General features: G+C 64.4%; 19 protein-coding genes, 2 rRNA genes and 1 pseudogene (1 of these 22 only partly in view). 5 read left to right on the top strand and 17 right to left on the bottom strand.

The window, feature by feature from the left end:
- Window positions 1-12: 12 nt before the first annotated feature.
- Window positions 13-492, top strand: coding sequence for a DUF421 domain-containing protein (locus tag C8C93_RS23520; protein WP_121421258.1), 480 nt, complete (start codon window positions 13-15; stop codon window positions 490-492).
- A 73-nt stretch (window positions 493-565) separates the two neighbouring features.
- Window positions 566-928, top strand: a complete 363-nt coding sequence (locus C8C93_RS23515; RefSeq protein ID WP_055393012.1) for a DUF2237 family protein — start codon at window positions 566-568, stop codon at window positions 926-928.
- 2 nt (window positions 929-930) lie between these two features.
- Here C8C93_RS23515 and C8C93_RS23510 read toward each other — a convergent pair whose 3' ends face one another.
- A complete protein-coding gene (locus tag C8C93_RS23510) occupies window positions 931-2,007 on the bottom strand; it encodes a hypothetical protein (protein WP_121508475.1) in 1,077 nt (358 codons plus the stop codon).
- 181 nt (window positions 2,008-2,188) lie between these two features.
- Here C8C93_RS23510 and C8C93_RS23505 point away from each other — a divergent pair, with 181 nt between their 5' ends.
- Together C8C93_RS23505 and C8C93_RS23500 are read left to right on the top strand one after the other, a co-directional pair.
- A complete protein-coding gene (locus C8C93_RS23505) occupies window positions 2,189-2,839 on the top strand; it encodes a response regulator transcription factor (protein ID WP_121508954.1) in 651 nt (216 codons plus the stop codon).
- On the top strand, window positions 2,839-5,400 hold the full coding sequence (locus C8C93_RS23500; protein WP_121508474.1) for an ATP-binding protein: 2,562 nt from the start codon (window positions 2,839-2,841) through the stop codon (window positions 5,398-5,400). The genes C8C93_RS23505 and C8C93_RS23500 overlap by 1 nt, the downstream gene beginning before the upstream one ends.
- A gap of 3 nt (window positions 5,401-5,403) precedes the next feature.
- Here C8C93_RS23500 and C8C93_RS25505 read toward each other — a convergent pair whose 3' ends face one another.
- The 14 genes and pseudogenes from C8C93_RS25505 to C8C93_RS23440 all read right to left on the bottom strand — a co-directional run bounded on the left by C8C93_RS25505 (window position 5,404) and on the right by C8C93_RS23440 (window position 17,983).
- The gene (locus C8C93_RS25505; protein ID WP_255424306.1) at window positions 5,404-6,180 is read right to left on the bottom strand and encodes an ATP-binding protein; all 777 of its coding nucleotides are present in this window, start codon (window positions 6,178-6,180) and stop codon (window positions 5,404-5,406) included.
- A 156-nt stretch (window positions 6,181-6,336) separates the two neighbouring features.
- Window positions 6,337-6,498 (bottom strand): annotated as a pseudogene (locus C8C93_RS25580) (histidine kinase dimerization/phospho-acceptor domain-containing protein); the annotation flags it as partial.
- A gap of 12 nt (window positions 6,499-6,510) precedes the next feature.
- Window positions 6,511-7,185, bottom strand: a complete 675-nt coding sequence (locus tag C8C93_RS25500) for a hypothetical protein (RefSeq protein ID WP_233559548.1) — start codon at window positions 7,183-7,185, stop codon at window positions 6,511-6,513.
- A gap of 208 nt (window positions 7,186-7,393) precedes the next feature.
- Window positions 7,394-8,524, bottom strand: a complete 1,131-nt coding sequence (locus C8C93_RS23490; RefSeq protein WP_121508473.1) for an acyl-CoA dehydrogenase family protein — start codon at window positions 8,522-8,524, stop codon at window positions 7,394-7,396.
- 140 nt (window positions 8,525-8,664) lie between these two features.
- Window positions 8,665-9,384, bottom strand: a complete 720-nt coding sequence (locus tag C8C93_RS23485) for a carbonic anhydrase (RefSeq protein ID WP_055393000.1) — start codon at window positions 9,382-9,384, stop codon at window positions 8,665-8,667.
- Window positions 9,385-9,545: 161 nt separating this feature from the next.
- Window positions 9,546-10,214 carry an SDR family oxidoreductase gene (locus C8C93_RS23480; RefSeq protein WP_121508472.1) on the bottom strand — a complete coding sequence of 223 codons (669 nt, stop codon included), beginning with the start codon at window positions 10,212-10,214 and terminating at the stop codon, window positions 9,546-9,548.
- A gap of 87 nt (window positions 10,215-10,301) precedes the next feature.
- Window positions 10,302-10,934, bottom strand: a complete 633-nt coding sequence (locus tag C8C93_RS23475; RefSeq protein ID WP_121508471.1) for a pyridoxamine 5'-phosphate oxidase family protein — start codon at window positions 10,932-10,934, stop codon at window positions 10,302-10,304.
- A 28-nt stretch (window positions 10,935-10,962) separates the two neighbouring features.
- Window positions 10,963-12,015 (bottom strand): DUF695 domain-containing protein, encoded by a 1,053-nt coding sequence (locus tag C8C93_RS23470; RefSeq protein ID WP_121508470.1) that lies wholly within the window; start codon window positions 12,013-12,015, stop codon window positions 10,963-10,965.
- A gap of 46 nt (window positions 12,016-12,061) precedes the next feature.
- Window positions 12,062-13,255 (bottom strand): acetyl-CoA C-acyltransferase, encoded by a 1,194-nt coding sequence (locus tag C8C93_RS23465; protein ID WP_121508469.1) that lies wholly within the window; start codon window positions 13,253-13,255, stop codon window positions 12,062-12,064.
- A gap of 60 nt (window positions 13,256-13,315) precedes the next feature.
- Window positions 13,316-15,121 (bottom strand): bifunctional isocitrate dehydrogenase kinase/phosphatase, encoded by a 1,806-nt coding sequence (gene aceK / locus C8C93_RS23460; protein ID WP_121421266.1) that lies wholly within the window; start codon window positions 15,119-15,121, stop codon window positions 13,316-13,318.
- A gap of 37 nt (window positions 15,122-15,158) precedes the next feature.
- Window positions 15,159-15,818, bottom strand: a complete 660-nt coding sequence (gene can / locus C8C93_RS23455) for a carbonate dehydratase (protein WP_121421267.1) — start codon at window positions 15,816-15,818, stop codon at window positions 15,159-15,161.
- A 33-nt stretch (window positions 15,819-15,851) separates the two neighbouring features.
- Window positions 15,852-17,042, bottom strand: a complete 1,191-nt coding sequence (locus C8C93_RS23450; RefSeq protein WP_121508468.1) for an isovaleryl-CoA dehydrogenase — start codon at window positions 17,040-17,042, stop codon at window positions 15,852-15,854.
- 41 nt (window positions 17,043-17,083) lie between these two features.
- A complete protein-coding gene (locus C8C93_RS23445) occupies window positions 17,084-17,545 on the bottom strand; it encodes a PaaI family thioesterase (RefSeq protein WP_121508467.1) in 462 nt (153 codons plus the stop codon).
- A 42-nt stretch (window positions 17,546-17,587) separates the two neighbouring features.
- Window positions 17,588-17,983 (bottom strand): MerR family DNA-binding transcriptional regulator, encoded by a 396-nt coding sequence (locus C8C93_RS23440; RefSeq protein ID WP_121421270.1) that lies wholly within the window; start codon window positions 17,981-17,983, stop codon window positions 17,588-17,590.
- Between the two features lie 125 nt (window positions 17,984-18,108).
- On the opposite strand from C8C93_RS23440, the gene C8C93_RS23435 reads away from it, so the two are divergent.
- The gene (locus C8C93_RS23435) at window positions 18,109-19,188 is read left to right on the top strand and encodes an MBL fold metallo-hydrolase (RefSeq protein ID WP_121508953.1); all 1,080 of its coding nucleotides are present in this window, start codon (window positions 18,109-18,111) and stop codon (window positions 19,186-19,188) included.
- Window positions 19,189-19,451: 263 nt separating this feature from the next.
- On the opposite strand, the gene rrf is transcribed toward C8C93_RS23435, so the two are convergent.
- Window positions 19,452-19,564, bottom strand: a 5S ribosomal RNA gene (gene rrf / locus C8C93_RS23430).
- Window positions 19,565-19,718: 154 nt separating this feature from the next.
- Window positions 19,719-20,904 (bottom strand): 23S ribosomal RNA (locus C8C93_RS23425) (it continues 1,693 nt past the right edge of the window).

The raw sequence follows: 20,904 nt of genomic DNA, 5'->3' as shown, positions 1-20,904 counted from the left end.
AGGAACCTTGCAATGTGGCAAATGAGCGTGCCGTGGTGGGAGTTTGTGCTGCGCGGCGTGGTGGTGTACCTGTTCTTGCTGGTGTTCATGCGCCTGTCGGGCAAGCGGCAGACGGGGCAGTACGAGCCGTTTGACCTGATCCTGTTGCTGATCCTGTCGAACGCGGTGCAGAACTCGATGAACGCGGGCGACAACTCGCTGGTGGGCGGGCTGATCTCGGCCAGCACGCTCATGCTGCTGCATGTGGCGCTGGCGCGGTTGGCGTTCCACTTCCCGCGCATCGGGCGCTGGGTGGACGGCAAGGCCCAGGTGCTGATCCACCAGGGCGAACTGAACCAGGCGCTGATGCGCAAGGAGCTGCTGACCCGCGACGACGTGGAGGCCGCACTGCGCGCAGGCGGCTGCCTGCACGCGCACGAAGTGGAACGCGCCACCATCGAGACCAACGGGCAGATCACCGTAGTGCTGCGCCGTCGTGGCGAGGTTGGCTGACCCGCCCCGCGCCCACCCCAACGGTCTGCACCCTCACCGCCCCTCACAACCCACGCGACTTACGCGACGCGATATGACTGCACTGAACGTTCTGGGCACCTTGCTGATGCCCTGCTCCTACGACCCACTGACCGGCTACTACCGCGACGGCTGCTGCAACACCGACGAGCAAGACCACGGCACCCACGTGATCTGCGCACGCATGACACAGGCGTTTCTGGACTTTTCGCTGTCGCGGGGCAACGACCTCATCACCCCCCGGCCCGAATCCCGCTTTGCAGGGCTGCAGCCCAACAACCGTTGGTGCCTGTGCGTCTTGCGCTGGAAGGAGGCCTACGAGGCGGGTGTGGCGCCTCCCGTGATCCTGGAATGCACACATGCGCGCGCGCTGGAGTTCGTGACGCTGGCGCAATTGCAAAGCACGGCGTTGTCCTAGGCTCAGTTTTGCGTGTAGCAGGTCTTGTTGGGCAGAACGGTGTCCACGTAGCTCTCCACACTGACCGCCGTTGGGAAGGCCGTGGGTATCTGGTCACCAAAGATGCACAGGCGGCTCCCCTTGCGGGCCCAGACGGCGCGCGATGTCAGGCCTGACGGTTGGGTCCACAGGCCCCAGAACGCGGTCAGCGTGGCCGTGCTGCCGTTACGGTCGAACGCCACATTGCCCACACCGGTCAGAGGGCCTGCCACCGTGCCAGCGCCCGTGCAGTTGGCGTCAGCATAGGTGGCCACACCGATCTGTCCCGTCACGCGATTGTCCCCCTGGCGGGTGATGCGCCACAGCGAGCGGCCCCAGGTGCCGGGCCGCACCACTACGCACAGCTCCTGCTTCCAGTCGCCTTCGGGCAAGGCCACCACCGTGCCGCAGCTCACCTCCACCGAGCCCACGTTGGCAGAGACCACGCTGCCGGAGCCATTGCGCACCGTGCAGCTCTGGCCGGAAGGCTGCGTGCGCACTGTGACCGCATAGCCCGTGCCGCCGGCCAGCGCAGTGCCGAACGTGAAGCCGCCGTTGCTGGAGACCGAGAGGTCATCGCCCCCGTTGTTCTGCAGCACCAGCGTGCCACCCGCCAGACCGGTCACTGAACCGCCAACCGTATAGGTGGCGGCCGCCAGGTTCTCACAGCGCACCTGCACGTTGCTGACGTTGGCGGTGGCGGTGCCCGTGCCCTGGGTCACCGTGCAACGCTGGCCGCTGGGCTGGGTCTTGACGGTGACGGCATAGGCAATGCCACTGTCCAGGCGCGTCACGAAGACGAAGTTGCCGTTGGCATTGATCGTCAGGTCGTCCTTGCCAGTGTTTTGCAGCGTCACCGTCTTGCCAGCGCCCAGGCCCGTGACCGCACCGCCAATGCTGAACGCGCCTGCGGTAGGCGGCGGCGTGCCATTGTTGTCATCGTCACTACCGCCACAACCCACCAGCAAGGCGGCCGCCAAGCCAAGGGGTGCCCAGCGGAAGAGGGGCCGTACGGAATGCCCAGTGCGCCCAGCACCCATTGCGCTTGCTTGTCGTGTCATGAACAGAAACCTCTTGATCGTGAATGAAGGGCGGATTCTGTGCAGCACCTCCTGCGGTACGGAACCCTACCCTGGTAGGGTTTGCGCGCCGTCCATCCTGCTCAACACTTGGCAGAATTTGCCCTACCTCCGCGCTGTCAGCGCGCCTGCGCCGCAAGGCGCAGCCACCCTCTCCCACTACATGGCCCCCACTTCCCCTTACGCGCTCATCCTGGACGACCATCCGCTCGTGGCGCACGGCATGGCCGAGTTCCTGCGCGCACGCCTGCCGCAGATGGAGGTGGTAGAGGCCGCAGGGGCGGACGACCTTCTGCGCAGGGTGGAAATGCGGGGCACACCGGCCATCGCGCTCATCGACTTCTGGCTGGCGGAAGGCGCTGCGGTGGGCCTGATCGCCCAGGTGCGCAGCCACTGCCCCGGGATGCCCATCGCCGTGATCAGCGGCGACGATGACCCCGCCGTGATGGAGCAGGCCCGGCAGGCAGGCGCACAGGGCTTCATCCACAAACAAGCAGCGCCTGAGACCTTTGGTCTGGCGGTGGAAGCCTTGCTGAGCGGGCTGGTCTGGTTTGAGCCGGGCCTGCTGGGCAGCCAGCCGCCGCGCAGCCGCGATCTGCCGGTGACTCCGGCCGAGCTGGGGTTGTCCACCCGCCAGGGCCAGATCCTCGCGCTGGTGCTGCAGGGGCTGCCCAACAAGCGCATCGCCTTGCAGCTGGACATTGCCGAGAGCACCGTGAAGGAGCACGTGACGGGCATCCTGGAGCGGCTGCGGGTGCGCACGCGAATCGAGGCCATCACCCTGTTGCGCGGCCGGCGGTTGGAGCTGTCCTGATGCGCCTTGTCCGGGCCGTGGTGCTGGTCGCGGCCTTGTGCCTGCAGACGGCACTGCCCGCAGGGGCACAGGTACCGAACCCGGACCTGGCAGAGCTGGACCGGCTGCAGACCCTGTCGCAACGCAACAGCGCCGAAGCCGTGCAGGCGCTGCAGGCCGCCGCCACCCGCTTTGCCAACGCGGCCGATGTCGCGACCCGGCGCACCTACCTGGCGGCGCTGACGGACGCAGCCTTCGAGACCGGGCAGGCTGCGGTGGTAACCGAGGGCATAGCGCAACTGAGAGCGCTTGCGGCTGCGCACAGCGATGCCTCGACGCAGGTGCTGGCCATCTGCTTCGAGGCCCGGCAATGGGCCGTGGCGGGCAAGACACGCGCCGGGCTGGACGCCCTGGCGCGCGAAGCGGGCGCGGCGGAGCAGGTGCCCGACCCCTGGGTGCGCTGGCTCTACCACTTGACGCTGGGTGCCCTGCACAGCAGCAACGGCCAGTTCGAAGCGGCGATGACCCACCTGCTGCGCAGCCTGGAACTCTCGCGCACGCTGCCGCGCCAGGCAGCCACATCCGAGCTGCGGTCGCGCACCCACCTGGAGCTGCTGCACTTCGACATGAAGAACCCCGACCGCGCGCTGCAGACCATTCGCGAGACGCTGCCGCTGGCCGAAAAGCTGAACGCCCAGCAGGCGCTGGGCTGGCTGCACCTGCACCGTGGCAATGTGGAAAACGTGCAGGGCAACCTCGACACCGCCGTGGCCGCCTACCGGCAGTCCCTGCAGATCGCCCGCGCCGGCGGGCTCACCGGGCTCCAGGCCACGGCGCTGAACAATCTGGGCGACGTCCTGCTGCAGCGCAAGGCCTATGCCGCGGCCGAGCCCGTGATGCGCGAGGCACTGGCAGCGTACCGCGACGCGCACGAGCTGAACGGGGCCGCAATGGCGCAGGCCAACCTGGGCTTTGCGCTGATGGGCCAGGGCCGCATTGCGGCTGGCGTGCACGAGGTGGAGGCGGGCATTCGGTTTGTGCACGAAGCGGGGTCCCTGCCCATGGAAGAGCTGCTGCTGGGCGAGCTCTCGCGCATGTACGAGCAAGCCGGCCTGTACCGCGAAGCCATGGCCACCACGCGCAAGCAGCAAGCGCTGGCCAAGGAGCTGTTCCATACCGAGCGCGACCAGGCCGTGGCCGCGCTGCAGGAGCGCTTTGACAGCGCTGAACGGCAGCGCCAGATCGAGCAGCTGGCGCAGGCCAATCGGGTGCAGGATGCCGAGCTGCGTGTGCGCCGCATGCAGCAGATCGGCCTGGCCGCCACGGTGGCGCTGGCCCTGCTGGCGGCGGGCGCCAGCTTTTGGCAGTACCGTCGCACCCGCACGGCCAACGCGGCCTTGGCGGCAGCCCGGCGGCAGGCCGAAGGCGCACTGGCCGAGAAGAACCTGTTCCTCGCCACCGCCAGCCACGACCTGCGCCAGCCCGTGCATGCCATGTCGCTGATGGTCGAGGCGATCAGCCTGCGCAACAGCGACCCGGTTCTTCGCCCCCTGGTTGCCGACCTGCGCAACAGCATGCAGGCCATGAACCAGCTGTTCAACGCGCTGCTGGACCTGGCCCGCCTGGAATCCGGCCAGCCGCTGGGCGCCAAGGGCGTGGTGGACCTGAGCGGACTGCTCGCGGACGTGGTGCGCCTGTTCCGTGAGCAGGCCAGCCTCGGCGGGCTGGCCCTGCGGCTATGGGTGCCGCGTGGCGGAGCTACCGTGTGGGCAGAACCGGTGCTGCTGCGCCAGGCGCTGGCCAACCTGGTGCAGAACGCGATCCGCTACACGCCCCAAGGCAAGGTGCTGGTGAGCGTGCGGGCGCGCGGCAGCGACTGGCTGGTGGAAGTGCGGGACACCGGCGTCGGCATCACCGTGGCGGACCAGTACCGGGTGTTCAGCCCCTATTACCGAGGGGAGCGGGCGGACCAGATGAACGACGCCGGACACGGCCTGGGGCTGGCCGTGGTGGCGCGCTGCGCCGAACAGATGGGCGCCACCCACGGCCTGGTGTCGCAAGCGGGGCGGGGCTCATGCTTCTGGCTGCGGCTGCAGGCCCACACCGCTGCGGCTACGGCGACGGTCGTGCCACCCGACCCGGTGGCCTTTCACCGCGACGAGACGGCAATGCGCTCGCTGCAAGGCCGCTGCCTGGTACTGGACGACGACCGCCAGGTGATCAAGGCCTGGCGCGCCATGCTGGAGGCCTGGGGCGTGACGGCGGCATACGCCACCACCACGGCCGAGGCGCATGCCCAGCTCGACGAAGGGTTCGAGCCGGATGCCATCTTCTGCGACCAGCGGCTGCACACGGGCGAGAGCGGCTTTGACGTGCTGCGCGCCCTGCTGGCCCGCTGCCCCGCTGCACGCGGCGCCATGGTCAGCGGCGAGCACAACGCGCCCGCCTTGCAGGATGCCGAGGACGAGGGCTACCTGGTGCTGCGCAAGCCGGTGAGCCCCGTGGAGTTGCAGGCGGTGCTGGCCCAGTGGCTGGGCCAGCAGAAAAATCAATCAAAACAACCTTCAGCGCTTTACCAATAAGCGCTAGCAGCTATTTTTTTTATAGTCTTCAGACGAATCAGGTAGCCATTGCCGCAACAAGGCGTGCAGCTGTTCCGGCGCCACCGGCTTGCGCAGCACCAGGTAGCCCTCTTCTTCCGCCTGGCGCAGCGCGGGCGAATCCCATTCACCGCTGACCATGGCCAGCGCGGCGTCAGGGCACAGCGCCTGCAGGCGCTGGAGCAAGGCGAACCCACTCTCGCCGGAGCGCAAACGCTGGTCGCAGAAGATGGCCTGCGGCGTGAAGCCCTGTTCCAGCCAACCCAGTGCCTCGGCACCATCGGCCGCGCAGCGCACCTGCACGCCCCAGTCCTGCAGCAGTTGCTGCCAGCCTGCGGCCACCTGCGGGTCGTCCTCCACCACCAGGCAGCGGCCCTGCAGGCCGCCCTGGCGCGCCACGGTGGCGGGCGTTGGCGCAACGACCACTGCGCTGGACGTGGCAGGCGGCAGCCGCAGCCAGAACCGCGAGCCGCGCCCCAGGCGCGACACCAGGCCCAGGGGCGCATCCATCAGCTCGGCGCAGCGCGCCACCACAGCCAGGCCCAGGCCGTAGCCTGCATCGTCTGCCACGCGCGCCGAGGCACTGCGGGTGAAGGGCGAGAAGATCCGCTCGCGCTCCTCGGCGGCAACGCCGGGGCCGGTGTCCCACACCTCCACCTGCCAGTGCCCGGCGCGGCGGCGCACAGCCAGCAGCACGCCGCCACGCTGCGTGTACCGCAGCGCGTTGTGCACCAGGTTCACCACGCACTGGCGCAGCAGCATCGGGTCGGCCTGCACCCGGGCGCTGGCCGGTGGCGGGCGCAGGCGCAGCACCAGGCCCCGGGTGCGCGCAGATTCCCCCAGCAGCGTGGCGACTTCGCGCAGCAGCGGCGCCAGGGCCACCGCCTGGGGCCTTGCCTGCACGGCCCCCGCTTCGATGCGCGACAGGTCCAGCAGCGCATTGCACATCCATTGCAGCGACTGCACGCCCTGGCGCAGGTTCTGCAGCGTGGCATCCAGCGCCGGGTCCCGGTTGCGCAGCGCGATGGATTCGGCCAGCAGCCCCACGGCATGCACGGGCTGGCGCAGGTCGTGGCTGGCGGTGGCGAGGAACTAGTTCTTCACAGCCAGCGCCTGCTCGGCCTCGCCCTTGGCGGCACGGAACCGCTCCGTCAGGTCCACATTGCTCAGAAAGAACTGATGGCTGATGCTCGCATTGCGAAAGAACACGCCAAACGCCAGATGCATGGGCAACAGGTACGGCCAGTGATCGGGAAACACATAGGGCACCGACAACAGGCTGACCGCGTAGCTGGTGAAAAAGAACCGCTTGAAAACCACCAGCGCCGCCGACTGGTGCGCGGCATGCGCCGACACCACCAGCGTGGAGCCACAGATGAACACCACGCGCAGTTCAAAGGGCGTGTCGGGCCCAGCGGAGGCCGCAGAACTCATCACCAACGCGCCGTACAACGCCGCCAGCGCTTGCACACGAGGCAACCAAACGGCCAGCAGCGTTGCCGCACCGTGGCTGTCGCGCTGCTTCAGGGCCCGCTGCCACAGGCCCCATACGCCCCACACAGCCCCCACCAGCAACAACGACGCCCCCCACCACAGCGTGATGCCAGGGGGCCACAAGCCCAGCGAATACAGCCAGGCCAAGCCCGGCAGCCCCAGCAGCGGCATGACAGTGCAGCCGTCGCGCACCCGCATGAAGCTGTTGCCCAACAACTGCAGCTGGGCGGCGGGTGCCAGGGTGTCCCAGGAGAGCACGCGTTCGGAGTTCATCGGGCCGATGTTGGCATCTTCCCGTACCAAACACCCCCTACTTTGGGAGGGTTGCGTGTTGACGCCGGCGCGTGGCAGCGCTTGGGAGTACGTCGGGCAGCGACCAGGGCATGACTGAGAGCGCATCTGCTGCGGCCCCACTCACAGCGCAACCGTCACCACCGCACGGAGGCAGCAGTCGCGGCGCCGACAATGGCGCCCAGCAGGCTCAGGCCAGCGCGCGCTGGATGATGATCTTCTGCACGTCGCTCGTGCCTTCGTAGATCTGGCACACACGCACGTCGCGGTAGATGCGCTCCACCGGGAAGTCGTTCACCACGCCGTAGCCGCCCAGCGTCTGGATGGCGGCGCTGCACACGCGCTCGGCCATCTCGCTGGCAAACAGCTTGGCCATGGCGGCTTCCTTCAGGCACGGGCGGCCTGCGTCGCGCAGCGCGGCGGCGTGCCAGATGAGCTGGCGCGCGGCTTCGATCTGCGTGGCGCAGTCGGCCAGGCGAAAGCCCACGGCCTGGTGGTTGAAGATGGCGGTGCCAAAGCTCTCGCGCTCCTTCGAATACACCAGCGCCGCATCAAACGCGCTACGCGCCATGCCCACGCTCTGCGCGGCAATGCCGATGCGCCCGCCTTCGAGCGCGCCCAGGGCGATCTTGTAGCCCTCGCCCTCGGTGCCGATGAGGTTCTCGGCCGGGATGCGGCAGTTGTCGAAGTTGATCTGCGCCGTGTCGCTGCTGTGCTGGCCCAGCTTGTCTTCGAGCCGCGCCACCACATAGCCGGGGTTGCTGGTGGGCACGAGAAAGGCGCTCATGCCCTTCTTGCCCGCCCCCTTGTCGGTCACGGCAATGACGATGGCCACATGGCCGTTCTTGCCGCTGGTGATGAACTGCTTGACGCCGTTGATCACATATTCGTCGCCCTGCTTGACGGCGGTGGTGCGCAGTGCGGAGGCGTCGGAACCCACATGCGGCTCGGTCAGGCAGAAGGCGCCCAGCATTTCGCCGCGCGCCAGCGGCGTGAGCCAGTCGCGCTTTTGCTGTGCATTGCCATAACGCATGAGGATGGCGTTGACGGGGCAGTTGGTCACGCTGATGGCCGTGCTGGTGCCACCATCACCGGCGGCGATTTCTTCCAGCACCAGCGCCAGCGTCACGTAGTCCAGGTTGGCACCGCCGAACTCTTCGGGCACGCAGATGCCGTAGGCACCCAGTGCAGCCAGGCCCTGGTGCGCCTCTTTGGGGAAGTGGTGTTCCTTGTCCCAGCGCGCGGCGTGGGGCCACAGCTGTTCTTGCGCAAAGTCGCGCACCGCGTCGCGGATCATTTCCTGGTCTTGGGTCAGCAGCATGTTGTCTCCTTGGGATCGTTCGGCGCCGGCAGGCTCTGGATGCCCAGGCACCTACCGGCGAGTCAACATGCAATTTTGCCCGCGTCTGCGGGCGCGCCCGCTAAGGGCGGGCGGACTACGTGCTCCTGCGTACCCGGGGGCTAGACCAGCGAGACCTTGCCGCTGGACAGCTCGTACACGCCCCCCACGGCGCGGATGGCGCCGCTGGCCATGCGCCCGGCCAGGAGGGGTTCGGAGGTGGTCAACCGGGCCACATTGAGCCGCACGTTCTGCTCGGTGGCGGCCACCAGCAAGTTGGCGGGCTGGCGGCGCTGCGCCGCCTCGACGGCCGGGCGGATGGCGTTGACCAGCCCCGGCAGATGGCCGGGCAGCTGGGTGCCTTCCTGCACCACCTTGATGGTGGCGGAAACAGCGCCGCAGTTGCTGTGCCCGAGCACGAGGATGAGCGGCACCTGCAGAACCTCGATCGCATATTCCATGCTGGCCAGCGCATCGTCGTTCAGGAAGTTGCCCGCCAGCCGCACCACGAACAGATCGCCGGGCCCCTGGTCAAACGCCAGCTCGGGTGCAATGCGCGAATCCGCGCAGCTCAGGATGGCCGCAAAGGGCCGCTGCCCGGTGGTGCGCGCCACCCGGCCCACCGAAAAGTCGCGCTGCGTGGAACGGCCCGCCACGTAGCGGGCATTGCCCTGCACCAGCCGCGCAAGCGCTGCGTCGGGGCCGATGCGGTTGTCGGGCAAAGGGGTGTCTGCAGCCAGCACGCGGGCGCTGGAGGCCAGGGCAGCCAAGGCTGCGGCACCGCCCAGAAGGCGGCGGCGGGACGGCGCAAGCGCCGCCGGGGTAGCAAGACAATCACACATTTTTTGGACTCCCGGTTGGGTTGCATGGAGCTGGCCCTCTCTTTAGCCAGCCCGCGCAGGAAGCCGTTTTCAGGCAGCCAGCGCCACGCAATTTTGCGGATCCACTCCACCGGGCGCCAGTCCAAATCTTGCATCGATCCGGCAGCCTGATAGCCGCCAGGCTACCAGTGCGTGGCGCGGCGCCCGTCGTGGTGCAGCAGGCGGCCTTTGTCGGCGGCCGTGACGCCCGCCACGGTGGCGCGCAGGCCGCGCACGCTGTCCTGCACGGTCAGCGCAGCGCCTTCGCCGCCCATGTCGGTCTGCACCCAGCCGGGGTCGATGGTGATGAGGGTGGCGTTCGGGTAGTCGTGTTGGGCGGATGCGATGGCCATGTTCAGCGCCGCCTTGCTGGTCCGGTACAGCCAGGAGCCGCTGTTGGGAACGCTGCCAATCTGCGACATGGACGAAGACAAGAAAGCGAACACGCCCTGCGCGTCGGCCACCAGGGGCGCAACCTGCGGCAGTGTCTGCATGGCGCCCAGCACGTTGGTGTGCATCACGGCATCGAAGTCCTGCTGGGTGGGCGGCGTGAGCGCATTGGGGCGGCGGATGACACCGGCCACATACCAGGCGGTCTCGATCTTTTCGCCCTCCAGTTGCCAAGCCAGCCCGCTGACGCTGGCAGGGTTGGCCACGTCCACGGTCAACACCTGGGCGCCCAGGGCCTGTACCCGCTCGCGGCCCGCATCGTCGCGCACAGTAGCGATGACGCGGCGACCCGCCTCGGTGTACTGGCGCACCAGCTCCAGCCCAATGCCACGCGATGCGCCGATGACCAATATGGATTTCATAGAAGAAATTTGGGTGAAATTGGGCTCTAGCGCTTATCCATCAAACGCTGAAAGCTATCAAAACAGAAGTATTCAACATCAATCCCCTCAAGCGTCGCCGAGTTGCTGCTCTTGCGCCAGTTGGGCGCGGTAGCGCTGCAGCATCGCCACTTGCGAATCGGGCTCGGTCGCAAGGCCCATCTGGTCGTGAATCATCTGGCCCATGGTGGGCAGTTGCGCGCGGTCCACCTGCGCATCGGCGGACCACAGCCGCGAGCGCATGAAGGCCTTGGAGCAGTGCAGGTAGGCCTCGGCGACGCGCACTTCGATCACTATCTTTGGGCGCTGGCGCTCGGCCGTGAAGAAGTCGGTATACAGCGCTTCGTCGCGCAGGCGTGCGGTGCCATTCACCCGCAGGGTTTCATCCACACCAGGGATCATGAACAGCAGGCCGATGCGCGGGTCACTCAGCAGGTTGGTCAGGGTGTCGAGCCGGTTGTTGCCGCCCGCATCGGGCAGCAGCAGGGTGTGGGGATCGGGTGACTTCACAAAGCCCGGCGCACCGCCGCGCGGCGAGGCATCGAGCAGCGCACCATGGGCGCCACCACTGGCCACCACGCAGAACGGCGACAGGGCAATGAAGCGCTGGCAGTGCCCATCCAGCTGCGGTTGTTGCTTGCGCAGGGCCCGCTCGCCGGGGGCTGCGTACAGGGTGCGCAATTGTTCGGGCGTTTCGATCATGGTGTGGCCTGCAAGGGGTTGAAAGAGTTCACGGGCAATGCACGGCAAACTCGAAATAGCCTGACCATGCGGGATCAAACGCGAAGGTCAGCTCCAGCGATTCGGCCTCGTCGCGCAGCAGCAAAGGTGCGAGCGTCTGCATGGCCAGCTGCTTGTCGCCCACGTAATACACGGCCTTGCGGCGCCCCGCGCGGGTCAGTGTGTAGGCCATGATGCCCAGCTGCGGCAGCGCGAGCAGCGTGGCTGCCTGGTCCTGCAGGTCTTGCACGGCGGCCAGCTGATCGCGGTTGCCCACGGCCAGGTCCAGGGTCAGCGCGTAGGCCAGATCGGCGCGCATGGCCACAGGGTTGGCACTGCGGTTGACCATGACAATGGCCTTATCTTCAGCCTCGTCACCGCTGCCATCCTCATCGTCCTGCCCGCCAAACGACAAGGTCATGCCCGACCAGTCGTGCTCGCCCGCAGGGAAGTCGCTGGTGCGGCCCAGGGTGTCCACCCAATAGCGGTCGAACACCGGCACAAACTGGCTCAGGGGCACCCAGGGTGCCAGCGGGTCGGAGGCTTCCTCCACAAAATCCACCGCGCCCACCTTGACGGCGAAGTCGTATTCGCCCAGAACATGGTCGAGCATGATGAACGCCATGTTGCGCGCGTGGTCCTGGTAGTCGCTGGGGATCTCGCGGCCAAAGCGGATCTCCAGCGCGGCCTGGCCATCGTCCTGTCCGCAGGCGACCAGCACCTCCGATGTGGACAGCTCAAAGCCCTCCATGCCGATGGGAAAGTCGGGCTGCGAGGTACGCTCGCGAAACGCGCGCACCCGGTAGTTCTGCAGCGCGGGTGCGGCAGCCACCACCTCCATCAGCAACGGAAAGTTGTCGATGCTGCCGTGGGCGGTGACGATGAGATCCACCACCGCATCGCTGTCGCCGCCAGACATCTCCAGCGCCAGGCCGCTCAGGTGACGCTCGATGAGCACGTTGGCCGACTCGACCCGCTCGCGCAGAGGCTGGGCCTGGAGCGATGCCTGGGCATCGACAAATTCACGCCAGAAGGTGGTGATCTTGGGAGATGGTGCGGTCATCGCGGTCCTTGTGAAGAGATGGGAATCATCCCATCCCTCTCCATCGTCAGACCAGTTCGAGCGCCACGGCCGTGGCCTCGCCGCCGCCGATGCACAGCGTGGCCAGGCCCTTGGTCAGGCCGCGCGCCTTGAGCGCGTACATCAGCGTCACCATGATGCGCGCACCGCTGGCGCCGATGGGGTGGCCCAGAGCGCAGGCGCCGCCGTTCACGTTGACCTTGTCGTGGGGCAGGTCGAGTTCCTTCATCAGCGCCATGGGCACCACCGCGAAGGCTTCATTGATCTCCCACAGCTGCACATCGCCAACCTGCCAGCCGGCCTTGGCCAGCGCCTTCTGCGTGGCCCCCAACGGGGCAGTGGCGAACCACTCGGGCTCTTGCGCATGCGTGGCGTGGCACACGATGCGGGCCAGGGGCTTGCAACCCAGCTTCTTCGCGGTGGATTCGCGCATCATCACCAGCGCGGCGGCGCCATCGTTGATGCTGGAGCTGGACGCGGCGGTGATGGTGCCGTCTTTTTTGAACGCGGGCTTGAGCGTAGGGATCTTTTCGAGCTTGACCTTGCCGGGGCCTTCGTCCACCGACACCACGGCTTCGCCCGCGCGGGTCTTGACGGTGACGGGCACGATCTCGGCCGCGAACGCGCCGGTCTCGGTGGCCGCCTTGGCGCGCTGCACGCTGGCGGTGGCAAACGCGTCCTGCTGCTCGCGGGTGAACTGGTACTTGGCGGCGCAGTCTTCGCCAAAGGTGCCCATGCTGCGGCCCGCTTCGTAAGCGTCTTCCAGGCCGTCGAGCATCATGTGATCAAAGATGCGGTCATGGCCCAGTCGGTAGCCGCCCCGGCCTTTTTGCAGCAGGTAGGGGGCGTTGGTCATGCTCTCCATGCCGCCTGCCACCATCACGTCGTGCGTGCCAGCCAGCAGCATGTCGTGCGCCATCATCGCGGCCTTCATGCCCGATCCGCACATCTTGCTGAGCGTGACGGCGCCAGCGCCCTTGGGCAGGCCGCCCTTGAACGCCGCCTGGCGCGCGGGTGCCTGGCCCTGCCCAGCCATCAGGCAGTTGCCGAACAGCACTTCGCCCACGGCGTCAGGCGACACACCGGCACGCTCGATGGCGGCCTTGATGGCGGCGCCGCCCAGGTCGTGCGCGGCCAGGCTGGAAAAGTCGCCCTGCAGCGAGCCCATGGGGGTGCGTGCGGCGCCGACGATGACGATGGGGTCTTGGGTGGATGCAGACATGGTGATGGTCTCCTGTGAAATGGTTCGGATGAAATGTTGGGGAGGGGTGAATGCTGGGGGCTACCGGACTGCTGAGCCATGCGCAAAGCGCCGGTCTGTGTCGTAGGGAAAGACGTCAAACATGTGGCCCGCCCGGATGCGTTCCTGGTGCGACTGCCAGAAGGCAGCGTCGAGCAGATCGGCGTGGTGCTGCATGAACACCTCGCGCACGGCATCGTTGCCGAGCAGGAAGGGGCCGAAGGTTTCAGGGAACACATCGCGCGGGCCGACGCTGTACCAGACCTCGCCGCTCATTTCCTCTTCTTCATTGCGCGGCGTGGGCACGCGGCGGAAGTTGCAGTCGGTGAGGTATTCGATCTCGTCGTAGTCGTAGAACACAACCTTGCCGTTGCGCGTGACGCCAAAGTTCTTCCAGAGCATGTCGCCCGGGAAGATGTTGGCGGCCACGAGGTCCTTGATGGCGTTGCCGTATTCGATGACGCTGTGCTCCATCTGCTGGCGCGCGCGCGGGTCTGACAGGCCGGTGTCGAAGGCTTCCTGCAGGTAGATGTTGAGCGGGATCATGCGCCGCTCGATATACAGGTGCTTGATGATCACCTCCGTCTGGCCGTCGCCGTCGCGGTCGCTGATTTCGAGCTGGCTGGGGGCGAACTTCTCGATCTCGGCAATGAGGGCATCGTCGAACCGGCTGCGCGGAAAGGCCACCTCGCTGTATTCGAGCGTGTCGGCCATGCGGCCCACACGGTCGTGCTGCTTGACCAGCAGGTACTTGGCCTTGACCTGCTCGCGCGTGGTTTCCTTCTGATGCGGGAAGTAGTCCTTGATGAGCTTGAACACGAAGGGAAAGCTCGGCAGGTCGAACACCAGCATCACCATGCCCTTGATGCCGGGCGCGATGCGGAACTGGTCGCTGGAGTGCTTCAGGTGGTACAGAAAGTCGCGGTAGAACAGCGTCTTGCCCTGCTTGGCCAGGCCCAGGGCGTTGTAGATCTCGGCCCGCGGCTTGCGCGGCATGAGGCTGCGCAGGAACTGCACGTAGGCGCTGGGCACCTCCATGTCGACCATGAAGTAGGCGCGTGCGAAGCTGAACAGCATCTGCATGTCATCTTCGCCAAACAGGGCCGCGTCGATAAACAGCCTGCCGTTGTCGTCGTGCAGGATGGGCAGCGCAAACGGCACTTCGTTGAAGCCGTTGATGATCTTGCCCACGACATAGGCGCCTTTGTTGCGAAAGAACAGGCTGGTGAGCACCTGGATCTGGAAGTTGGCGCGCAGCCTCACTTTGTCGAGCCGGCCTCGCATAGCGCCCACCACGCAGGCGGTGTCTCGGCCCAAGTCCGCAAATTCACGCTGCAGCTGGAAGTTCTCGATGATGACCTGGAAGGTCTCGCCCAGCGTGTCCCGCGACGGGTAATAGGCGCGGTAGGTGGGGCGCGCTGCGGGCTCTTCGTTTTCGATGTATTCGGTACTGACCGCAGGCCGCACAAAGATGAAGTCGTTGTGGAAATGCGTGCGGTGCAGGATCTTGGTGGTGACCGAGTTGAAGAAGGTCTCGGCCAGTTCGGGCTGGTGGTGGTTGACCAAGAGGCCGATGTAGTGCAGCTTGACCTGGTGCCACACGTCCATGGGCTGTGCACCCGCCTCGAACTCTTTCTCTAACCTGCGCACACACTCTTTCACGCGCAGGTCGTAGAACTCGATACGCTCGCGCTGGGCCCGCTGCTGGCCGTGCCAGTCGCCGGTTTCAAAGCGGTGCTTGGCCCGCGCGGACTCGGTGCGGAACAACCGGTAGTGCCGGTTGAAGCCATCCATCATGGCCTTGGCAATGCCGTAGGCCTGGGGAGCGTCAAGCCGTTGCGGGAACATGGCGGGTGCTCTGCCGTTGAGGGGATGCGGTGGTTGGCTATTGCCTTTTGACGGCAGCCACACCGGCGATTGCGGCCTTGTACAGCGAGTCCAGGCCTTCGGTGCTGCCCACGGACATGTGCAGGTTGTTGATGAGACCATCCTTGAGCCCATAACACCAGCCGTGCAGCGTAACCTTCTGGCCCCGGCCCCAGGCGTCGAGCATCACCGTGGTCTGGGCAATGTTGACGACCTGCTCGATGGCATTGAGTTCGCACAACACGTCATGGCGCCACTCCGGGGCGGTGGCGGCAATCAGGTCACGGTGGCGGTCACGCACATCCTGCACATGGCGGATCCAGTTGTCGGCCAGACCGACGCGCGTGCCCTCCAACGCCGCCAGCACGCCACCACAGCCGTAGTGCCCCACCACCATCAGGTGCTCGATGTGCAATTGATCCACCGCGTACTGGATAGTCGACAGGCAGTTCAGGTCGGTAGGCACAACAACGTTGGCCACATTGCGGTGCACAAACACTTCACCGGGCTCCAGGCCGGTGATCTGGTTGGCAGGCACCCGGCTGTCGGAGCAACCGATCCACATGTACTTGGGCTTTTGCTGCGCCAGCAGGCTGGTGAAGAAGCCGGGCCGCTCGCGCTCCATCTGGGCCGCCCAGGCGCGGTTGTGAACAAACAGGTCTTCGATGGAGGAGGGCATGTTGTCCTTGGGTATCAATGATTAGATAGAAGATCAGCAGGTTTCAGCAAACAGCTCACGGCCGATCAGCATGCGACGAATTTCGCTCGTGCCCGCACCAATCTCATACAGCTTGGCATCGCGCCAGAGGCGGCCCAGCGGGTATTCGTTGATGTAGCCGTTGCCACCATAAATCTGCACGCCTTCGCCCGCCATCCAGGTGGCCTTCTCGGCACACCAGAGGATCACGCTGGCGCAATCCTTGCGCACTTGGCGCACATGGTCGGTGCCGAGCATATCGAGGTTCTTGGCCACCGTGTAGGCAAACGAGCGCCCCGCCTGCAGCACGGTGTACATGTCGGCCACCTTGCCCTGGATGAGCTGGAACTCGCCAATGCTCTGGCCGAACTGCTTGCGGTCGTGAATGTAAGGGATGACGCTGTCCATCACGGACTGCATGATGCCCAGCGGGCCGCCGGTCAACACCGCACGTTCGTAGTCCAGGCCACTCATGAGCACCTTCGCGCCCTGGTTCAGGCCACCGAGCACGTTCTCTGCGGGCACCTCGACGTCCTGGAACACCAACTCGCCCGTATGGCTGCCGCGCATGCCCAGCTTGTCGAGCTTCTGCGCGATCGAAAAGCCCTTCATCCCCTTCTCGATCAGGAAGGCGGTCACGCCGCGCGCGCCCAGTTCAGGCTCGGTCTTGGCATACACCACCAGGGTGTCTGCATCAGGGCCGTTAGTGATCCACATCTTGCTGCCATTGAGCAGGTAGTAGCCGCCCTTGTCCTCGGCCTTGAGCTTCATGCTGATCACGTCCGAGCCCGCGCCGGGTTCGCTCATGGCCAGCGCGCCCACATGTTCGCCGCTGATGAGCTTGGGCAGGTACTTGGCTTTTTGTGCCTCGCTGCCGTTGCGGTTGATCTGGTTCACGCACAGGTTGCTGTGGGCGCCATAAGACAAGCCCACCGAGGCGCTAGCGCGCGAGATTTCTTCCATGGCCACCATGTGGGCCAGGTAGCCCATGGCTGCGCCGCCGTATTGCTCGGGCACCGTGATGCCGAGTACGCCCAAGTCGCCCATCTTGCGCCACAGGTCCATGGGGAACTGGTCATTGCGGTCAATCTCCGCCGCGCGGGGGGCGATCTCAGCCTGTGCGAAGTCGCGCACGGCGTCGCGCAGGGCGTCGATGTCCTCGCCCAGTTGGAAGTTCAGGCCGGGAAGGTTGGCGGGAATGCTCATGGGGAATGTCTCCTCGTAAAAGGTAGGGAAATGGGCCGGATTCAGCCCTGAATGTTGTCGCGTCCTGTGACCGCCATGAGGGTGCACCCCATGGTGGCGATGAGTTTTTCTTGGCTGCCGTCGATGGCGAAAGCGCGGCCTTCGCACACGGTGATGGTGCGGCCGGGCTTCAGCACCCGCCCTTCCATGCGAAATCGCTCGCCCTTGGCGGGGGCCAGCAAATTGATCTTGAACTCGATGGTGAGCACAGCAGCGTCGACCGCCATCAGGGTGAAACCGGCATATCCACACGCCGAATCCAGCGCTGTGGCCACCATGCCCGCATGGAGAAATCCGTGCTGCTGGGTCAGCCCGACCGCCCAAGGGAGTTCGATGTCCACGGCACCTGGCGCCACAAGGCCCAGCGAGGCGCCAAGGGTCTGCATGGCGCCCTGGCGCACAAAACTGTCGCGCACGCGGTCGGCAAAGTCAGCGCAACGCGGCTCAAAAGGGGGCGTCCTCACAACAGTCTCCTGATTTACGTTTACGTAAACGTCAATTATGAATCAATTTTGCTTTTCTACCTTGGCCAGCAGCGAGCGCGCCTCTTCTTCGTGCTCGCGCACCTCTTCCAGGTTGGCCTGCAAATCGGCCATCTGCTCTTCGAGCTGCTTGCGATGGACCACCAACACGTCGAGGAATTTGCGCAGCTGAACGCCCGTATCACGGGGGCTGTCATAAAGGTCAATGATCTCCTTGGCTTCCGTCAGTGAAAGGCCCAGGCGCTTGGCCCGCAGCGTCAGGCGGAGCCGGGTGCGGTCGCGTGCGCTGTACACGCGGTTGCGTCCGGCAGATCCAGTCCGCTCAGGCTGCAGCAAGCCCATGTCTTCATAAAAACGGATCGCCCGGGTGGTGAGATCGAACTCTTTGGCAAGGTCGCTGATGGTGTAAGTGTTGGCCATGGTGGGTGCTGCACACAGCAGTATCGGTTTCGCGCAGGAGACAGCCCGGTGGCGGCAGCTCCCTACAATGCATCGAATGCATGACGTTTACGTTAACGTCAATGCTAACCCATCACTCCTTCGCCATGAATCCACTCGAACACCAGATCCACTACCCGCTTGGCGACGCGCTCCCTTCCGAGGGCGGCTCCATCGAGATCGCGCCGGGAGTCCACTGGATTCGCATGGGTCTTCCCTTTGCACTGGATCACATCAATCTGTGGCTGCTGCGCGACCGACAACTGGGCGCTGGCGGTGTCATGCTGGACGGGTGGACCGTGGTGGACTGCTGCATCGACAGTGCTGCGACCCGTGCGCAGTGGGAGCAGATTTTCGTGAACTGCCTGGGTGGCTTACCTATCTTGCGCGTCATCGTGACCCACATGCATCCAGACCATATCGGCTTGGCCCATTGGCTGTGCGAGCGATGGGATGTGCGCTTGTGGATCAGTGCCACCGACTACAACGTGGCTCGGGTCGCTGTCTATGACCCGCAAGGGTTTGGCGGAGAAGCAGGGGCGGATTTTTATGCGCTGCATGGCGCACAAGACCCATCCTTTTTAGCCCATGTACGTGGGCGCGCATCGTATTTCCCGACCCTCGTGCCCGCGCTGCCACCCCGCTTTCGCCGAATCATGGATGGAGACACGCTGGACATCGGGGGCCGGGCGTGGCGTTGCATCAGCGGCTACGGACACGCGCCCGAGCATATAGCGCTGTTTTGTGCTGAGTTGACCACCTTGATCAGCGGTGACATGGTGCTACCGCGCATCTCGACCAATGTCAGCGTCCATGCCAGCGAGCCCGAAGCCAATCCACTGCAGTTGTTCTTGACTTCGCTGTTGCGGTATCTGGATCTGCCGGAAAGCACATTAGTGCTCCCATCGCATGGCAAGCCGTTTATAGGCTTGGCCACACGCATTGCCCAATTGCAAGACCACCACCGGGAACGGCTCTCGGAGATCTTGCAAGCAGCCCATGATCGTTCCTTGAGCGCTGCAGATACTTTGCCGATTCTCTTTCAACGCAAGCTGGACACCCATCAGATGACTTTTGCCATGGGTGAGGCACTGGCGCATCTGCACCATCTGTGGATGGATGGGAAGTTGGAGCGCTTTCTCGACCAAGCCGGGGTGCAGAGATTTCGCGCACCGAACAGTGTATAGACGTATCCAATACCTCAACGACACGCGCTCATTGAGTGGCCAACGGATGCCAAGCCCAACCCCGCACGCGTATAAATGCTGATCAAGGCCTACAAGGCTTGTGAGATGTCGCGCACGCCTGGTCGGCACAAGCAGAGTGAGACGGGCTAGTTGGGCTGTTGAACCGGAACGCATAAAGCAATCCGCTGCACTTGATCCGTTTTTGGATCCCCCAAAGCAAAAAACCCCAGTCAAATATGACTGGGGTTTTCTGGGCTGTAAGAGCCTGACGATGACCTACTTTCACACGGGAACCCGCACTATCATCGGCGCAAAGTCGTTTCACTGTCCTGTTCGGGATGGGAAGGAGTGGTACCAACTTGCTATGGTCATCAGGCATAACTTGGTGCTGAGCTGTTCAAGGAACAGCTCAGCGAATTCATAGAGTTTGGAATCAGATTTTTGTGTCTTTTGACTGCGTCAACTTGGCATAACAATCTTTGAGCTTTTCACACATTCCTTACGGTTTGCATATTGGCTATCAAAGTTATAGGGTCAAGCCGCACGAGCAATTAGTATCAGTTAGCTTAACGCATTACTGCGCTTCCACACCTGACCTATCAACGTCCTGGTCTTGAACGACTCTTTAGGGGGCTCAAGGCCCCGGCAGATCTCATCTTGAAACGAGTTTCCCGCTTAGATGCTTTCAGCGGTTATCTCTTCCACACTTAGCTACTCGGCAATGCCACTGGCGTGACAACCGATACACCAGAGGTGTGTCCACTCCGGTCCTCTCGTACTAGGAGCAGGCTTCCTCAAATCTGCAGCGCCCACGGAAGATAGGGACCAAACTGTCTCACGACGTTTTAAACCCAGCTCACGTACCTCTTTAAATGGCGAACAGCCATACCCTTGGGACCGGCTACAGCCCCAGGATGAGATGAGCCGACATCGAGGTGCCAAACACCGCCGTCGATATGAACTCTTGGGCGGTATCAGCCTGTTATCCCCAGAGTACCTTTTATCCGTTGAGCGATGGCCCTTCCATACAGAACCACCGGATCACTATGTCCTGCTTTCGCATCTGCTCGACTTGTCAGTCTCGCAGTTAAGCACGCTTATGCCATTGCACTATCGTCACGATGTCCGACCGTAACTAGCGTACCTTCGAACTCCTCCGTTACGCTTTGGGAGGAGACCGCCCCAGTCAAACTGCCTACCATGCACTGTCCCCGATCCAGATAATGGACCTAGGTTAGAACCTCAAACACACCAGGGTGGTATTTCAACGTTGGCTCCATGACATCTAGCGACATCACTTCAAAGCCTCCCACCTATCCTACACAGATCTGTTCAAAGTCCAATACAAAGCTACAGTAAAGGTTCATGGGGTCTTTCCGTCTTTCCGCGGGGAGATTGCATCATCACAAACATTTCAACTTCGCTGAGTCTCAGGAGGAGACAGTGTGGCCATCGTTACGCCATTCGTGCAGGTCGGAACTTACCCGACAAGGAATTTCGCTACCTTAGGACCGTTATAGTTACGGCCGCCGTTTACTGGGACTTCAATCAAGAGCTTGCACCCCATCATTTAATCTTCCAGCACCGGGCAGGCGTCACACCCTATACGTCCACTTTCGTGTTTGCAGAGTGCTGTGTTTTTATTAAACAGTCGCAGCCACCGATTTTTTGCAACCCCGTTGGGCTCGCCTTGTACAGGTTCACCTACTTGGGGCA

This window comes from Acidovorax sp. 93 (assembly GCF_003633835.1).
GTDB lineage: Bacteria > Pseudomonadota > Gammaproteobacteria > Burkholderiales > Burkholderiaceae_C > Acidovorax > Acidovorax facilis.
The sequence above is the reverse complement of the archived record's forward strand: the minus strand, read 5'-3'. Positions and strand labels throughout refer to the sequence as shown.

Coding starts and splice junctions, on each gene's coding strand:
- C8C93_RS23520 (WP_121421258.1), top strand. CDS start 13: ATGTGGCAAATGAGCGTGCCGTGGTGGGAGTTTGTGCTGCGCGGCGTG.
- C8C93_RS23515 (WP_055393012.1), top strand. CDS start 566: ATGACTGCACTGAACGTTCTGGGCACCTTGCTGATGCCCTGCTCCTAC.
- C8C93_RS23510 (WP_121508475.1), bottom strand. CDS start 2,007: ATGACACGACAAGCAAGCGCAATGGGTGCTGGGCGCACTGGGCATTCC.
- C8C93_RS23505 (WP_121508954.1), top strand. CDS start 2,189: ATGGCCCCCACTTCCCCTTACGCGCTCATCCTGGACGACCATCCGCTC.
- C8C93_RS23500 (WP_121508474.1), top strand. CDS start 2,839: ATGCGCCTTGTCCGGGCCGTGGTGCTGGTCGCGGCCTTGTGCCTGCAG.
- C8C93_RS25505 (WP_255424306.1), bottom strand. CDS start 6,180: ATGCTGCTGCGCCAGTGCGTGGTGAACCTGGTGCACAACGCGCTGCGG.
- C8C93_RS25500 (WP_233559548.1), bottom strand. CDS start 7,185: ATGAACTCCGAACGCGTGCTCTCCTGGGACACCCTGGCACCCGCCGCC.
- C8C93_RS23490 (WP_121508473.1), bottom strand. CDS start 8,524: ATGCTGCTGACCCAAGACCAGGAAATGATCCGCGACGCGGTGCGCGAC.
- C8C93_RS23485 (WP_055393000.1), bottom strand. CDS start 9,384: ATGTGTGATTGTCTTGCTACCCCGGCGGCGCTTGCGCCGTCCCGCCGC.
- C8C93_RS23480 (WP_121508472.1), bottom strand. CDS start 10,214: ATGAAATCCATATTGGTCATCGGCGCATCGCGTGGCATTGGGCTGGAG.
- C8C93_RS23475 (WP_121508471.1), bottom strand. CDS start 10,934: ATGATCGAAACGCCCGAACAATTGCGCACCCTGTACGCAGCCCCCGGC.
- C8C93_RS23470 (WP_121508470.1), bottom strand. CDS start 12,015: ATGACCGCACCATCTCCCAAGATCACCACCTTCTGGCGTGAATTTGTC.
- C8C93_RS23465 (WP_121508469.1), bottom strand. CDS start 13,255: ATGTCTGCATCCACCCAAGACCCCATCGTCATCGTCGGCGCCGCACGC.
- aceK (WP_121421266.1), bottom strand. CDS start 15,121: ATGTTCCCGCAACGGCTTGACGCTCCCCAGGCCTACGGCATTGCCAAG.
- can (WP_121421267.1), bottom strand. CDS start 15,818: ATGCCCTCCTCCATCGAAGACCTGTTTGTTCACAACCGCGCCTGGGCG.
- C8C93_RS23450 (WP_121508468.1), bottom strand. CDS start 17,042: ATGAGCATTCCCGCCAACCTTCCCGGCCTGAACTTCCAACTGGGCGAG.
- C8C93_RS23440 (WP_121421270.1), bottom strand. CDS start 17,983: ATGGCCAACACTTACACCATCAGCGACCTTGCCAAAGAGTTCGATCTC.
- C8C93_RS23435 (WP_121508953.1), top strand. CDS start 18,109: ATGAATCCACTCGAACACCAGATCCACTACCCGCTTGGCGACGCGCTC.